This is a genomic window from Ruegeria sp. ABV3_008, from assembly GCF_056161185.1.
Window position 1 is genome coordinate 187,658 of the sequence record NZ_JBSWYP010000007.1, and the last position, 13,661, is coordinate 201,318.

Below are 13,661 nucleotides of genomic sequence, written 5' to 3' on the forward strand. Positions count from 1 at the left end.
TCCAGCTTTGAATTTCCAAAACATAAGTTTGGCTGCTGGCCTGTATTTTGTTGCCACTCCGATCGGTACGGCGCGCGATATTACGCTCAGAGCGTTGGATGTGCTGGCCTCGGCCGACATGATCGCGGCAGAAGACACCCGCAGCCTGCGCCGGTTGATGGAAATCCACGGTATCCCTTTGGGCGGACGTCGCATTCAGGCCTATCACGACCACAGCGGAGCAGGCGCACGCGGCAAGATCATGGATGCTTTGGCCGCAGGGCAATCCGTTGCCTATGCGTCCGAGGCCGGTATGCCGCTGATCGCCGATCCAGGTTACGATTTAGGGCGGCAGGCGGCCGAGGCCGGGCACACCGTCACTTGCGCACCTGGCCCGTCCGCCGCGCTGACGGCGCTGACGCTGGCGGGTCTGCCAACGGATGCGTTCTTTTTTGCGGGCTTTTTGCCCAATGCGTCTGGCGCTCGTCGCAACCGAATCGAGGCGCTGCGGGATATCCCCGGAACGCTGGTTTTCTACGAATCACCCAAGCGCGTGGCTGGATGCTTGTCCGATCTGTCCGATATCCTCGGCTCCGACCGGCAGGCGGCTTTGTGCCGCGAGCTGACGAAGAAGTTCGAGGAAGTCCGACGTGGCTCTTTGCAAGACCTGGCAGAGGCCTTCCAAGACCAAACCCCCAAGGGTGAGGTGGTTCTGCTCGTGGATCGCAGCCATTCGCCAAGCGTTAACGAATCTGACGTAGAAGAGGCTTTGAAACAGGCCTTGCAAACCCATTCGGTTCGGGATGCGGCGGATTTGGTGTCAAAGATGTATGATCTTCCCCGACGCCCCATTTACCAGCAGGCCCTCAAACTGGGAAAGGGATGACATGATGCAGCGTGCGGTGCGGGGGTCGGTATCTTATCATGCGGGGCAATCTGCGGAATTGCGGGTTGCAGCCAACTACGAACGCCGCGGATTCTCGATCACTCACAGACGCTGGCGCGGTGCCGGGGGTGAGATTGACCTGATTGCGCGGGGTGACGAAGGTCTAGTTTTTATCGAGGTCAAGAAAAGCACCAGTTTCGACAGGGCTGCGGCTCGGATCACCCCACGGCAGACCCAGCGTATCTGCGCATCAGCGGCGCAGTTTCTTGAAAATGAACCGGACGGGCAACTGACGAATGTTCGGTTCGACGCGGCGCTGGTCGATGGCACGGGCGCTGTTCAAATCATCGAAAACGCCTTCGGACCGGCCTAAGCCCCATTGAACCCCTCGGCCTGCTGCGCCATGTATCTGGCGTGAAGTTGAGGGACATGCCATGAAAATCGCCTTTCAAATGGACCCGATCGGGGCCGTGGATATCAACGCCGACAGCTCTTTCCGCCTTGCGGAAGAGGCGCAGACCCGCGGGCATGAGCTGTTCTTCTACGGGCCGGATCAATTGGCCTATCAGGAGGGGCGGATCACCGCGCGAGGACAAGACATGCAGGTTCAGCGCGTTGCCGGAGACCCCGCGGTCCTCGGTCCCGAGCGTGAAGTTGATCTGGCTGAGTTTGACGTGGTGTGGCTACGTCAGGACCCGCCGTTCGACATGCATTACATCACCTCGACGCATCTGCTGGATCGGTTGAAGGGGCAAACTTTGGTGGTCAATGACCCGTTTTGGGTACGCAATTACCCCGAGAAACTACTGGTTCTGGATTTCCCCGAATTGACTCCTCCGACCACGATTGCGCGGGACATGCAGACCATCAAGGCCTTCAAGGACAAGCATCAGGACATCATCCTTAAACCTCTTTATGGAAATGGAGGGGCTGGGGTGTTCCGGTTGGATGCCAATGACCGCAACCTGACCTCGCTGTATGAGCTGTTCACCGGATTCTCGCGCGAGCCGTTGATTGTTCAGAAATTCCTGCCGGATGTGAAGAACGGCGACAAACGTGTGATTCTCGTGGACGGAGAGCCGGTGGGTGCCATCAACCGCGTCCCGGCCGAAGGTGAGACGCGTTCCAATATGCATGTCGGAGGGCGACCCGAAAAGATCGGTTTGACAGAGCGGGATCTCGAAATCTGCGCGGCCATTGGGCCTCTGCTAAAAGAAAAAGGTCAGATCTTTGTCGGGATCGACGTGATCGGAGACTACCTGACCGAGATCAACGTCACCTCCCCCACCGGCATTCAAGAGCTTGAGCGCTTCAACGGTGAGAACATCGCCGAAAAGATCTGGCAGGCGATTGAGGCTAAAGTCTAAGCGCTACAGGCGTTGGGCGGCGATTAGGTTTTCGATGCGGTCCGTTCATTGGAATGCACGGTTGCACTGAAGGTCGAGTTCTTCGCTTGAACATGGCGCAAGCGGTAAGCTACCGGACTTGTCTAGGACAACGGGCAATGATTAGTTCCGCCGTAATTTGTACCCCAAACAGCCTCGCATCAAACTGAGTGCGAACATTTAAGCCATGGCCCGTGCGCTGATCCGAAGACTTAGCGCTTCGGCCACGTGCGGTCGCCGGATATCAGCGGAGCTATCCAGGTCGGCTATGGTTCGCGCGACCCGTAGGATGCGGTGAAAGGCGCGCGCTGACAGGCCGAACCGGTCGGCGGCCTTGAGCAGCAGCTCTTTGCCCTCAGCATCTGGGGCGGCGACCTCTTCCAGTAATTTACCCTCGATATCAGCGTTTTGACGTACGCCCTTGTGACCTTCAAACCGAGCAGCCTGAACGGCGCGGGCCTGCTCCACACGCTCGGCCACGGTGGCCGAACTGTCGCCAGACGGCGGCAGATCAAGGTCGGTGAACGCTACCGGAGGCACTTCGATGCGCATATCGAACCTGTCCATCAAAGGGCCGGAGATGCGGTTCAGGTAGTCTTCGCCACAGCCCGGTGCGCGGGAACAAGCGCGGGACGGGTCGGTCATGTACCCGCATTTGCACGGGTTGGCTGCCGCGACCAGCATGAAACGGCAGGGGTACTTCACATGGGCGTTGGCGCGGGCGACCATGACCTCTCCGGTTTCGATCGGTTGGCGCAGGGTTTCCAAAACGGTGCGAGGGAATTCGGGGAACTCGTCCATGAACAACACCCCGTTATGGGCCAGAGAGATTTCTCCGGGTTTTGCACCGCGTCCGCCGCCGACAATCGCCGCCATCGAGGCGGTGTGATGCGGTTCGCGAAAGGGCCGCGTCCGGTTGATGCCGCCTTCGTCCAATAACCCACAGAGGGATTGGATCATCGACGTTTCCAGCGCCTCGACCGGGGTCAAAGGCGGCAGGATGCCGGGCAGGCGCGCGGCGAGCATGGATTTGCCCGAGCCCGGCGTGCCGATCATGGTCAGGTGGTGCCGTCCCGCCGCAGCGATCTCAAGCGCACGTTTGGCGCGTTCCTGTCCTTTGACGTCTCGCAGATCGCGGGTATTGGAGGACAGGCTGACTTCGCCCGGTGTGGCCGCTGCCAATGGGGCCTGACCCGAAAAATGGCGCACCACGTCACCCAGCGAACCGGCTCCGATGACCTGAGTGGCGTCCACCCATGCAGCCTCGGCGCTTGAGGCGCGGGGGCAGAGCAGGGCGCGATCCTCGGCCGCCGCTGTCATCGCGGCGGGCAAAGCGCCTACGACCGGAACCAGCGACCCGTCCAAGGATAATTCGCCCAAAGCTACAGTGCCCTCGGCCGCGTCTGCAGGGATGATCTCCAAAGCGGACAGGAGGGCGACGGCGATGGGAAGGTCGAAATGGCTGCCCTCTTTGGGCAGGTCGGCTGGGGACAGGTTGATGGTGATCCGCTTTGACGGCAAGGCGATGGCCATGGCGCCAAGCGCGCTGCGCACCCGATCTCGCGCCTCGGACACTGCCTTATCCGGCAGACCGACGATGGAAAAGGCAGGTAGGCCCGGAGAGACGGCGCATTGCACCTCGACCGGGCGGGCATCAACCCCTTGAAACGCAACCGTATGAGCGCGGGCAACCATGGCAATCCTGTTCTTGGTTAACAGGACGTTGCTGCCATGGCGGCGGTTTAGGAATGGTTAACGGCTGCGCGCATCGCAGTAAATTTGGGCCAGGCGTCCGGATCTGCGACTGTTTTGTCGCGGCAGAACGTGTTGCAGAACCCCCAGCGCTGGCCGTCGAGGTCGAGGAAATCGGTGACCGGGTCGCCGGAATATGGGCAGTGCGCGTTGACTGAGGGGCCTTCGTTGGCGGGTCGTGCCGCGGACGGTTCTCCAACAGGCCAAAGAGCCGAGGGTGAATATTCCGGGTAGGGGTACGGATCGTATTGCACGGTCAGCCCCATCGCGCGCCATTGTCGGACCGATGTATCCGACAGCAAGCTTAGGCAATAGTCGCGACTTTCGGCTGAGACCGGCAGATCATACCCAATGATCCGAGCCGCGACTGGGGTGTAGAAGACATCGGCCAGCGAGTAGGCTCCGAAAAACGGACCCTTCGACGCGCCCGAGATCGCCCGAGCATGCGCCCAAAGCGTCTCAATCCGGGCGAGGTCATTCAAAGTGTCCGCTGACGGTTGGAACCCTTTCCAAACATGCGCCAACTGCATCGGGCATTCCCCACGTAGTGCGGTAAAACCCGCGACCATTTCGGCGCACAGCCAACGGGCCGTTGCGCGCGCGGCTGGGTCTGACGGCCAAAGGCCAGCTTCGGGGTGCCGTTCAGCCAATGTCTCGGCCATCGCGAGGCTTTCGCCCACAACCGTACCATCGGGCAGACGCAGGGCGGGAACCAGACGGGCTGGGGCAAGGGATTCCATATCCGCGGCCATGGTGCCGGAATAGAGGCCAACCAAGTGGCTGCGATAGGGCAGGCCGAACTTCTCGAGCATCAACCAGCCGCGCATGGACCAGCTGGAAAACAGGCGGTCACCGATAAAGAGATCATAGGTCATGATCAAAGGATGACGGAGCCGGAAGCGCTCGTAAATCAGTGATTTGTGACCTGCCGGATCACGGAAGATGATTGATGGCACCGACGGACCATTCGCCCGCGTTATAGGCGATCTGGGTAACCGACAGGTTGTCGATCCGGTGCGAAAACGCTTGTTGCGCCTCAATATTCAAAGCGCGCTGTACTTGCGTCAGGATCACTCCGAAATGGGCAACAATGACCAGATCCGCGCCCGCATGTGTGGCCATCAGCGCATCGACGGTTTTGTCGACCCGCGCACGGACGTCGTTCCAGCTTTCTCCGTTTGGAGGGCGCACTTCGCCGGGATTGTCCCAATATGCAAAGGCAAGCTCGGGGTCTTCGGCTTCGATCTCGGCGAAACCGCGCAGTTCCCATGTGCCGAAGTTGATCTCGCGCAGGTCAGGATGGTGGGGCAGGCGCAGGCGCTGGCCTTGGATCGCCGTTGCCGTATCCGCCGCGCGCGACAGGTCGGATGAGACAACAACCGCGCCCGCAGGGATGTGATCATGCAATCGCTGCAGTGCGGCCTGATCGCTCAGATCGGCGGGGAGATCGGACCATCCGACCATCGTTTTAGCGTGGGTGGGACCGTGACGGACCAGGTGCAGACGCGTCATGGCAAGTGTCCCTTCAAGACCATCGGCAGCCCCGCGGTGACCTGAACCACCTGGTCGGCCTGTGCTGCTAGCGCGATGTTCAGCCGGCCCTGTGCCTCACGGAACCGGCGGGCGAGAGCGTTTTCGGGCACGATGCCGTGACCAACCTCATTCGAGACGATAACAAGCTGCGCCGGGCAGCTGCGCAGGGCGCTCAGCAGTTGGGCTTGGGCCTGATCCAGATTGTTCTCGGCCAGCAGGTGATTGGTCAGCCACATCGTGGCGCAATCAATCAGGCAGGCTTGGTCAGGACTCAGTTCCGCCAAAACTGGGGTAAGGTCCATCGGTTCCTCGATGGTTTCCCAGCCGGACCCGCGTTGTTCAATGTGGTGATCGACCTTTTGCTGCATCTCGCCATCAAACACTTGTGATGTCGCAAGATAGATCCGGTTTTTCCCAGAGGATACAACCAGTTGTTCGGCATAGGCCGACTTACCTGATGCGGCTCCTCCCAGCACAAAGGTTAAATTGGCGGTCACAATTCTTACCTTTCTGGTGATCCACTTGGTGATGATCTGCGTATCGACCCTAAGTCGGCAAGGCAAGCCCGGCTGATGCCTGCAAAAAGGGAGAGTTTCATGGCACTGGACAACGCATCCGATTTCTCGATGTCCCGCAAAGCGATGAAGGCCGAACTGCTGGACGCGGAAACCGAATTGCAACTGGCCTATGCGTGGCGTGACAACCGCGACGAACAAGCACTGCACCGACTGATCACCGCCTACATGCGCCTAGCTATTTCGATGGCGGCCAAGTTCAAGCGCTACGGCGCTCCGATGAACGACCTGATCCAAGAGGCCGGTCTTGGACTAATGAAAGCCGCAGACAAGTTTGATCCTGATCGCGGTGTTCGGTTCTCGACCTATGCGGTGTGGTGGATCAAAGCCAGCATCCAGGATTACGTGATGCGTAACTGGTCGATGGTGCGGACCGGTTCGACCTCATCCCAGAAATCTCTGTTCTTCAACATGCGCCGCGTTCAGGCACGGTTGGAACGTGAAGCCGCCACCGAGGGGCAGGAGTTGGATCGGCATCAGCTGCACCAGATGATTGCCACGGAAATCGGTGTGCCCTTGCGCGATGTCGAGATGATGGAAGGGCGTCTGTCCGGCTCGGATTTTTCGCTCAACGCGGTGCAGTCAGCGGATGAAGATGGGCGTGAGTGGATTGATGCGCTGGAAGATGATCGTGAGCAGGCCGCCGAGGCGGTCGAACATCGCCACGACACCGAGCAGCTGCGCGAATGGTTGCTAATGGCGATGCAATCCCTCAATGACCGCGAAAGATTTATCGTGCGTGAACGTAAGCTGCGCGAACCGGCCCGGACCCTTGAAAGCTTGGGGAATGAGCTGGGTCTATCGAAGGAACGTGTACGGCAGCTTGAGGCCGCAGCCTTCACCAAGATGCGCAAGAACCTTGAAGCCCAATCGCGTGAGGTGCAACACTTCATCGCATGATAAGATTTGCGATTCTGTTGTGTGTGCTGGCGTTTACAGCCAGCGCCGTGCGCCCGGTCCAAGCCGGTGATTTGATCCCCGAGGATGTCCTGACAGCCATGCAGGACGCAGACGTGGTGATCCTTGGTGAAATACACGACAACCCGCGCCATCACCTTGTGCAGACTGAGGCGTTGGGCGCGATCTCTCCGTCGGCGGTGGTGTGGGAAATGGTCACCGAAGAAGGCGCGCAGCGTCTGGCGCAGACCGCCGCCTCCAACCCTGAGGAATTGTCTCGCATCTTGCGCTGGGCGGAATCGGGTTGGCCCCCTCTGAGTATGTATTACCCGGTCTTTCAAGCCTCGGACGCACCGGTCTATGGCGCCATGGTTCCGCGCACGGCCGCGCGCGCCGCGATGGAGAAGGGCGCGGCCACGGCCCTTGGGGCAGACGCTGCACGCTATGGTCTGACCGTTCCGCTGTCGCCAGAAGATCAAGCCGCGCGCGAGGCGGATCAACTGGCCGCACATTGCGATGCCCTGCCCGTTGAGATGTTGCCTCAGATGGTCTCGATCCAACGTCTGCGTGACGCGGTGCTGACCCGAGCAATCCTGCGCGCGGACGAGGAAACCGGTGGCCCGATTGCCGTGATCACTGGCAATGGCCATGCTAGGACCGACCGGGGTATCCCGACCTTTCTGGCGCGCCTGAAGCCGGGGCTGAAGGTCTTTGTGCTAGGCCAGTCCGAAGGGGGAGTGATCGACGGAAGTTTTGATGCGGTGATCGATAGCCCGGAAATCGAGCGCGAAGACCCTTGCAAAGCGTTTGAGACGCAGAATTAACCGCTGGAACTACCCGGTGGCCTTGCCTAATGTCAGGACCGACCGGGACGGGAAGGGCTGAACATGCTGGCATCCAAACGCATTCTGCTGATCATCGGAGGTGGCATTGCGGCCTATAAGTCGCTCGATCTGATCCGACGGCTGCAAGAGCGCGGTGCGCAAGTCACTCCCGTTTTGACCCACGCCGCCGAGGAGTTCGTGACGCCACTGTCAGTCTCCGCACTTGCAGGCCAGAAAGCCTATCGCGACCTCTTCGACCTGACGGACGAAGCCGAGATGGGGCATATTCAACTGTCGCGCTCGGCTGACCTGATCGTGGTTGCCCCAGCTACCGCAGATATGATGGGCAAGATGGCGACAGGGTTGGCCAACGATCTGGCCTCGACCCTGCTGATGGCCACGGACACGCCGGTTCTGTGCGCGCCCGCCATGAATGTGCGTATGTGGGACCACCCCGCGACCCAGCGAAATCTGAAACAATTGCAGCAGGACGGCATCCGCTTTGTAGGACCCAACGAGGGCGACATGGCATGTGGCGAATATGGTCCGGGCCGGATGTCCGAACCGCTAGAAATCGTTGCTGCCGTTGAGGCGCAACTGGCCGACGGACCGTTGAAGGGTAAACGCATCCTTGTGACCTCCGGCCCGACACATGAACCGATTGATCCGGTGCGCTACATCGCCAACCGCTCATCCGGGGCGCAGGGAACTGCCGTTGCCCGCGCCTTGGCGGCGCTCGGGGCCGAGGTGGTTTTTGTCACTGGCCCTGCCGACGTTCAACCGCCCCAAGGCGTGCAGGTCGTGCAGGTTGAGACAGCACAGCAGATGTCTGACGCGGTGGATGCGGCCCTCCCTGTGAATGCAGGTGTGTTTGTCGCCGCAGTCGCCGACTGGAAAGTGGCCACCGCCTCGGATCGGAAACTAAAGAAAAGCCGTGATGGTCTGCCCTCGCTGGAGTTCGCCGAGAATCCCGACATCCTGAAACGCGTTTCGCAGATGGGTGCGGGTCGTCCTGATCTGGTGGTGGGTTTTGCAGCGGAAACCGATGATGTGATCGACAACGCAACTGCAAAGCGTGCCCGCAAGGGATGCGATTGGATCGTGGCAAACGACGTCAGCCCGGCAACCGGCATCATGGGTGGTTCGGAAAATGCAGTCGTCCTGATCTCGGATCAGGGGGCCGAGAGCTGGCCGCGCATGGGCAAAGACATGGTCGCCGCGCGTCTGGCACAAAAGATCGCCGACGCGCTGGCCGGATAAGACAGAAGGAATTCAGATGGTAGCTATCCGCGTGATCCGGGAAGAGGGGGCAGACGCCTCTGTTCCTCTGCCTTCATATGAGACCTCAGGCGCGGCCGGGGCTGATGTGCGCGCCAACATTCCCGGAGGTGCGTCGATTTTCCTGGATCCGGGGCAGCGCGCCCTTGTCCCCACCGGCCTGCGAATCGAAATCCCTGCGGGGTATGAGGTGCAGGTCCGCCCGCGCTCCGGGCTGGCATTGAAGCACGGCATCACCCTGCCCAATACGCCGGGGACCATCGACAGCGACTATCGCGGCCCGCTGGGTGTGATCGTCATGAACGCAGGGCAGGACCGGTTCGAGGTCACCCACGGAGAACGCATCGCGCAGCTTATCGTTGCGCCTGTCGTGCAGGCCACGTTCGAACTGACCGAAAACCTCGGCGAGACCGAGCGTGGGTCGGGCGGGTTCGGCTCAACCGGGCGCGGCTGATGTTGCTGGTTCTGGTCCTTGCCGCAGGTCTTTGGGGCGTCGGCTATATAGCGGGCGTGTCCCGGACGGCGCGTGTGACCTCGGTCAGTGTGCTTATGGCCGGGGTGATCCTGTCGCATCTGGTTTTGCCGAGCGGTCACCCCCTGCGCGAAGCAACCGGTGGATCGGCGGCGTTGTGGCTGATGTTGGCCGGAGCGGCTGCTCTGGTCATGGTCTATGGCAAGGGGCTGAAAGCGCTGCGAAATCGGGCGCAGCCCGAAGCGGATAAGGCCGAGGTCAAACCCTCGGACCGGTTCACTGAAACAGAGCTGGACCGCTATGCCCGCCATATCGTTTTGCGCGAACTGGGCGGGCCGGGGCAGAAACGGTTGAAAATGGCGCGCGTGCTGGTGATTGGGGCCGGGGGTCTCGGCGCACCAGCCTTGCAGTATCTGGCTGCAGCGGGTGTGGGCACGATCGGAGTGATCGACGACGACGTGGTCGAAAACGCCAATCTCCAGCGTCAGGTCATTCACCGCGACGCCGATATCGGAATGCCCAAAGTGTTCTCGGCCCAACAAGCGATGGAGGCGCAGAACCCCAACGTCACCGTCCTGCCCTACAATCGGCGTCTGAGCGAAGAGATTGCGCCGGAGTTGTTGGGCGACTTCGACCTGATCTTGGATGGTACCGACAATTTCGAAACCCGCTATTTGGCAAATCGCACGGCGGTTGCGTTGGGCAAACCGCTGATCTCGGGCGCACTGTCGCAATGGGAAGGGCAGCTGAGCGTCTTCGACCCGGCCAATGATGCCCCCTGCTACCAGTGTATTTTCCCCGAAGCCCCCGCAGCTGGTCTGGCCCCGTCCTGTTCCGAGGCAGGCGTGATCGGCCCCTTGCCAGGCGTGGTTGGCTCCATGATGGCGGTTGAGGCGATCAAGGTCATCACCGGTGCCGGCCAAGCGCTGCGCGGCGAAATGCTGATTTATGACGCGCTTTATGGTGAAAGCCGCAAGATCACCCTCTCCAAGCGCTCTGACTGCCCGATTTGCGGCGGGGGTGGTGAATAAACGCCGTGTTGCTCTGGATCATCTTACCGGCCCTTCCTAGGTTGTGGTCAAAGGAGATCTGAATGACCAACCCGATCCTGTCCGACTGGACCACTCCGTTCGAACTCGCCCCTTTTGCCAAGATTTCGGACGACGATTTCGCCCCCGCTTTGGATGAGGCGCTGCAGGCGCATAACGCGCAGATCGACGCGATCGCCGCAAACACTGAGGCCCCGAGTTTCGCCAACACGATCGAAGCGCTCGAGGCCGCGGGTGAGCAGCTGGACAAAGTGCTGTCGGTTTTCTTCACAGTAGCGGGCGCGGACAGCAATCCGAAACGAGAAGAGCTGCAGCGGGAATTCTCGCCAAAGCTGGCGGCGCATTTCTCGGGGATATCCTCGAACAAGGCGCTGTTCAAGCGTGTGGCGGACCTGTGGGCGCGGCGCGATGATTTGGGCCTGAGCGACGAACAGGCCCGCGTGTTGATGCTGTCTCATCGCGGTTTCGTCCTGGCTGGAGCTGCGTTGGAAGGCGAGCAGGACGCCCGGATGCAAGAGATCAAGGCGCGGCTGGCGTCACTTGGAACATCCTTCACCCAAAATCTGCTGGCGGATGAGCGCGAGTGGTTCATGGACCTGTCCGAGGATGACCTGCAGGGCCTGCCGGATTTCGTCGTGGATGCCGCGCGCGCGGCGGGTCAGGAAAAAGGCGCCGCTGGTCCCGTAGTTACCCTCTCGCGGTCGATCATTGTGCCGTTCCTTCAGTTCTCACCCCGTCGCGACCTGCGGGAAAAAGCTTATCGCGCTTGGACCGCGCGCGGGGCGAATGGTGGTGAGACCGACAACCGCGACATTGCCGCTGAGATCCTAAGCCTACGGGAAGAACGCGCCAAGCTGTTGGGCTATGACAGCTTTGCTGACTACAAGCTTGAGACCGAAATGGCCCGCTCGCCTGACCGCGTCCGCGACCTGCTGATGCAAGTGTGGGAGCCTGCGAAGGCGCGCGCCGATGCAGATGCCGAGGTTCTGACCACGATGATGCAAGAGGATGGCGTCAACGGCCCTCTGGCGGCATGGGACTGGCGCTACTACGCTGAGAAACGCCGCAAGGCCGAGCACGATCTGGATGAGGCCGCGCTGAAACCCTACCTGCAACTGGACCGGATGATCGAGGCCTCGTTCGCCTGCGCCAACCGTCTGTTCGGGTTGGAGTTCAAACCGCTGGACGTTCCGCTTTACCACCCTGATTGCCGGGCGTGGGAGGTGACGCGCGACGGCAAGCATATCGCGGTCTTCATCGGTGACTATTTCGCACGCGGGTCCAAACGGTCGGGCGCGTGGTGCAGTGCAATGCGGGGGCAGGCGAAATTCCCCAAAAAACAGGCTCCGGTCGTGATCAACGTGTGCAACTTCGCCAAAGGCGATCCGGCGCTGTTGTCCTATGACGACGCGCGCACGTTGTTCCACGAGTTCGGGCATGCCCTGCATCAAATGCTGTCGAACGTGACCTATGAAAGCATTTCGGGCACGTCCGTGGCGCGCGACTTTGTCGAACTGCCAAGCCAGCTTTACGAACATTGGCTGGAGGTCCCCGAGGTTCTGGCCGAGTTCGCCACCCACGCGGAGACCGGCGAGGCAATGCCGCAAGAAATGCTTGAGAAAGTACTGAAAGCCGCGAATTTTGATCAGGGGTTCCAGACGGTGGAATATGTCGCCTCGGCTTTGGTTGATCTGGCGTTCCATGAAGGCGCGGCCCCGGCGGACCCGATGGCGAAACAGGCCGAGGTTCTGGACGGCATCGGAATGCCCGCAGCCATCGGCATGCGCCACGCGACCCCGCATTTCGCGCATGTCTTCGCGGGTGATGGCTATAGCTCAGGCTATTACAGCTACATGTGGTCCGAAGTGATGGATGCCGACGCGTTCGAGGCCTTTGAGGAGGCCGGAGGGGCCTTTGATCCAGAACGTGCCAAAGCTCTGGAAGACAACATCCTGTCCACCGGCGGCTCGCGCGAGGCTGAGGAGCTGTATCTGGCCTTCCGGGGCCGGATGCCGGGTGTCGAGGCTTTGCTGAAAGGGCGCGGCCTGATCGCGGCGTAACCCTTCTCCCCCGGTCCTAGGGGGATCAATATCCCAGCTGGCGATCCACAAGATGCACAAACGGCTCGCCAGCTTCCCCGCGCCGGATATTCTCGACAATCACCTGCGCCGCCGTCACGGGCCGCGTTTCCGAGGCGATATGCGGCGTCACCGTCACGTTCGGATGCGCCCAATAGGGGTGATCGGCGGGCAGAGGCTCAACCCGAAACACATCCAGCGTGGCATGTCCGATCTGGCCGGTGTTCAACGCCTGCAATAGCGCGTCATCGTCAATCAGAGGCCCACGCCCCGGATTGATGATCCGCGCGCCTTTGGGCATCAGCGAAAGGGTTTCGGCGTTCAGAGTGTTCTCGGTCGCCGGTGTATCGGGCAGCAAGAGGACGGCGATCTCGGCCTTTGACAGCGCCTCTTTCAATCCGTCTTCGCCGCTCAGGCAGGTTACTCCGGGGACGTTTTTGGAGGTGCGACTCCAACCGGTGACGTTGAAATTCAACGTAGCCAGCGCTTGGGCTGCCTCCTGCCCCAAAGCGCCAAGGCCCAGAATGCAGACCTGACGTTCGTTCGCCAATGGCGGCGCGTCAGGTGTCCACACACCATCTTGCACTTTGATGTACTGGTCCATCCCCAGATGATAGCGCAGCACGTGCCCCACGACCCATTCGGTCATGCCTTGGGTCAGCCCGTGATCCACCATCCGCGCCAGTGGCACGGTCAGCGTCTTGTTCCCTGCGATTTTCTCGACCCCGGCCCAGAGGCTAAGAACCGCTTTCAGCCTTGTATAGGGCATGAAATCCAGCAGCCCGCCGCTTGGGGCGTAGACGATGTACTCCACCTCATCCTCGGGGAATTCGGTTGCAAGATTGAACGCGACGCCTGCCTTTTGCAGCCCCTCGGTCAGAAGCGGCTGGTACACCGGCCAAAGCTCAGGACGTGCGGAGAACAGGATATTGACAGGCATCGAGGGGCTTTCC

At 60.8% G+C, this 13,661-nt stretch carries 14 protein-coding genes; 9 read left to right on the forward strand and 5 right to left on the reverse strand.

Annotated features, from left to right (window positions below; translation table 11 throughout):
• The first annotated feature begins 7 nt into the window (after nucleotides 1–7).
• The 3 genes from rsmI (at nucleotide 8) to gshB (ending at nucleotide 2,232) form a co-directional block, all read left to right on the forward strand.
• Nucleotides 8–865, forward strand: coding sequence for a 16S rRNA (cytidine(1402)-2'-O)-methyltransferase (gene rsmI, locus ACXAH8_RS14030; RefSeq protein ID WP_475219353.1), 858 nt, complete (start codon nucleotides 8–10; stop codon nucleotides 863–865).
• Between the two features lie 4 nt (nucleotides 866–869).
• Nucleotides 870–1,238: a YraN family protein gene (locus tag ACXAH8_RS14035; RefSeq protein WP_475219468.1), complete on the forward strand. Its 369-nt coding sequence runs from the start codon at nucleotides 870–872 to the stop codon at nucleotides 1,236–1,238.
• Nucleotides 1,239–1,299: 61 nt separating this feature from the next.
• Nucleotides 1,300–2,232, forward strand: coding sequence for a glutathione synthase (gene gshB / locus ACXAH8_RS14040; RefSeq protein WP_170468849.1), 933 nt, complete (start codon nucleotides 1,300–1,302; stop codon nucleotides 2,230–2,232).
• Nucleotides 2,233–2,430: 198 nt separating this feature from the next.
• Here gshB and ACXAH8_RS14045 read toward each other — a convergent pair whose 3' ends face one another.
• The 4 genes from ACXAH8_RS14045 to cobU are packed head-to-tail and all read right to left on the reverse strand — an operon-like array spanning nucleotide 2,431 to nucleotide 6,032.
• Nucleotides 2,431–3,945, reverse strand: coding sequence for a YifB family Mg chelatase-like AAA ATPase (locus ACXAH8_RS14045; RefSeq protein WP_475219355.1), 1,515 nt, complete (start codon nucleotides 3,943–3,945; stop codon nucleotides 2,431–2,433).
• A 47-nt stretch (nucleotides 3,946–3,992) separates the two neighbouring features.
• Nucleotides 3,993–4,877 carry a glutathione S-transferase gene (locus tag ACXAH8_RS14050; RefSeq protein ID WP_475219357.1) on the reverse strand — a complete coding sequence of 295 codons (885 nt, stop codon included), beginning with the start codon at nucleotides 4,875–4,877 and terminating at the stop codon, nucleotides 3,993–3,995.
• 58 nt (nucleotides 4,878–4,935) lie between these two features.
• Nucleotides 4,936–5,514, reverse strand: a complete 579-nt coding sequence (locus ACXAH8_RS14055; RefSeq protein ID WP_475219359.1) for a histidine phosphatase family protein — start codon at nucleotides 5,512–5,514, stop codon at nucleotides 4,936–4,938.
• Entirely contained in the window at nucleotides 5,511–6,032 is a 522-nt protein-coding gene (cobU, locus tag ACXAH8_RS14060; RefSeq protein WP_475219361.1) for a bifunctional adenosylcobinamide kinase/adenosylcobinamide-phosphate guanylyltransferase, read from the reverse strand. The genes ACXAH8_RS14055 and cobU overlap by 4 nt, the downstream gene beginning before the upstream one ends.
• A gap of 99 nt (nucleotides 6,033–6,131) precedes the next feature.
• Here cobU and ACXAH8_RS14065 point away from each other — a divergent pair, with 99 nt between their 5' ends.
• From ACXAH8_RS14065 to ACXAH8_RS14090, 6 genes are all read left to right on the forward strand, one after another.
• Nucleotides 6,132–7,010 (forward strand): RNA polymerase factor sigma-32, encoded by an 879-nt coding sequence (locus ACXAH8_RS14065; RefSeq protein ID WP_170378887.1) that lies wholly within the window; start codon nucleotides 6,132–6,134, stop codon nucleotides 7,008–7,010.
• The gene (locus ACXAH8_RS14070) at nucleotides 7,007–7,831 is read left to right on the forward strand and encodes a ChaN family lipoprotein (protein ID WP_475219364.1); all 825 of its coding nucleotides are present in this window, start codon (nucleotides 7,007–7,009) and stop codon (nucleotides 7,829–7,831) included. The genes ACXAH8_RS14065 and ACXAH8_RS14070 overlap by 4 nt, the downstream gene beginning before the upstream one ends.
• A gap of 63 nt (nucleotides 7,832–7,894) precedes the next feature.
• Nucleotides 7,895–9,091 carry a bifunctional phosphopantothenoylcysteine decarboxylase/phosphopantothenate--cysteine ligase CoaBC gene (coaBC, locus tag ACXAH8_RS14075; RefSeq protein ID WP_475219366.1) on the forward strand — a complete coding sequence of 399 codons (1,197 nt, stop codon included), beginning with the start codon at nucleotides 7,895–7,897 and terminating at the stop codon, nucleotides 9,089–9,091.
• Between the two features lie 16 nt (nucleotides 9,092–9,107).
• Nucleotides 9,108–9,563, forward strand: a complete 456-nt coding sequence (gene dut / locus ACXAH8_RS14080; protein WP_475219368.1) for a dUTP diphosphatase — start codon at nucleotides 9,108–9,110, stop codon at nucleotides 9,561–9,563.
• Complete coding sequence (locus ACXAH8_RS14085) at nucleotides 9,563–10,612, forward strand: HesA/MoeB/ThiF family protein (protein WP_475219370.1); 1,050 nt, start codon at nucleotides 9,563–9,565, stop codon at nucleotides 10,610–10,612. The genes dut and ACXAH8_RS14085 overlap by 1 nt, the downstream gene beginning before the upstream one ends.
• 62 nt (nucleotides 10,613–10,674) lie before the next feature.
• Nucleotides 10,675–12,690 (forward strand): M3 family metallopeptidase, encoded by a 2,016-nt coding sequence (locus tag ACXAH8_RS14090; protein WP_475219374.1) that lies wholly within the window; start codon nucleotides 10,675–10,677, stop codon nucleotides 12,688–12,690.
• Nucleotides 12,691–12,715: 25 nt separating this feature from the next.
• On the opposite strand, the gene ACXAH8_RS14095 is transcribed toward ACXAH8_RS14090, so the two are convergent.
• Nucleotides 12,716–13,648, reverse strand: coding sequence for a 2-hydroxyacid dehydrogenase (locus tag ACXAH8_RS14095; protein WP_475219376.1), 933 nt, complete (start codon nucleotides 13,646–13,648; stop codon nucleotides 12,716–12,718).
• Nucleotides 13,649–13,661 lie beyond the last annotated feature (13 nt).

Bases quoted from the DNA above. Each gene is read 5' to 3' on its own strand.
- ACXAH8_RS14035 (WP_475219468.1), top strand. From the start codon at position 870: ATGCAGCGTGCGGTGCGGGGGTCGGTATCTTATCATGCGGGGCAATCT.
- gshB (WP_170468849.1), top strand. From the start codon at position 1,300: ATGAAAATCGCCTTTCAAATGGACCCGATCGGGGCCGTGGATATCAAC.
- ACXAH8_RS14045 (WP_475219355.1), bottom strand. From the start codon at position 3,945: ATGGTTGCCCGCGCTCATACGGTTGCGTTTCAAGGGGTTGATGCCCGC.
- ACXAH8_RS14050 (WP_475219357.1), bottom strand. From the start codon at position 4,877: ATGACCTATGATCTCTTTATCGGTGACCGCCTGTTTTCCAGCTGGTCC.
- ACXAH8_RS14055 (WP_475219359.1), bottom strand. From the start codon at position 5,514: ATGACGCGTCTGCACCTGGTCCGTCACGGTCCCACCCACGCTAAAACG.
- ACXAH8_RS14065 (WP_170378887.1), top strand. From the start codon at position 6,132: ATGGCACTGGACAACGCATCCGATTTCTCGATGTCCCGCAAAGCGATG.
- ACXAH8_RS14070 (WP_475219364.1), top strand. From the start codon at position 7,007: ATGATAAGATTTGCGATTCTGTTGTGTGTGCTGGCGTTTACAGCCAGC.
- coaBC (WP_475219366.1), top strand. From the start codon at position 7,895: ATGCTGGCATCCAAACGCATTCTGCTGATCATCGGAGGTGGCATTGCG.
- dut (WP_475219368.1), top strand. From the start codon at position 9,108: ATGGTAGCTATCCGCGTGATCCGGGAAGAGGGGGCAGACGCCTCTGTT.
- ACXAH8_RS14085 (WP_475219370.1), top strand. From the start codon at position 9,563: ATGTTGCTGGTTCTGGTCCTTGCCGCAGGTCTTTGGGGCGTCGGCTAT.
- ACXAH8_RS14090 (WP_475219374.1), top strand. From the start codon at position 10,675: ATGACCAACCCGATCCTGTCCGACTGGACCACTCCGTTCGAACTCGCC.
- ACXAH8_RS14095 (WP_475219376.1), bottom strand. From the start codon at position 13,648: ATGCCTGTCAATATCCTGTTCTCCGCACGTCCTGAGCTTTGGCCGGTG.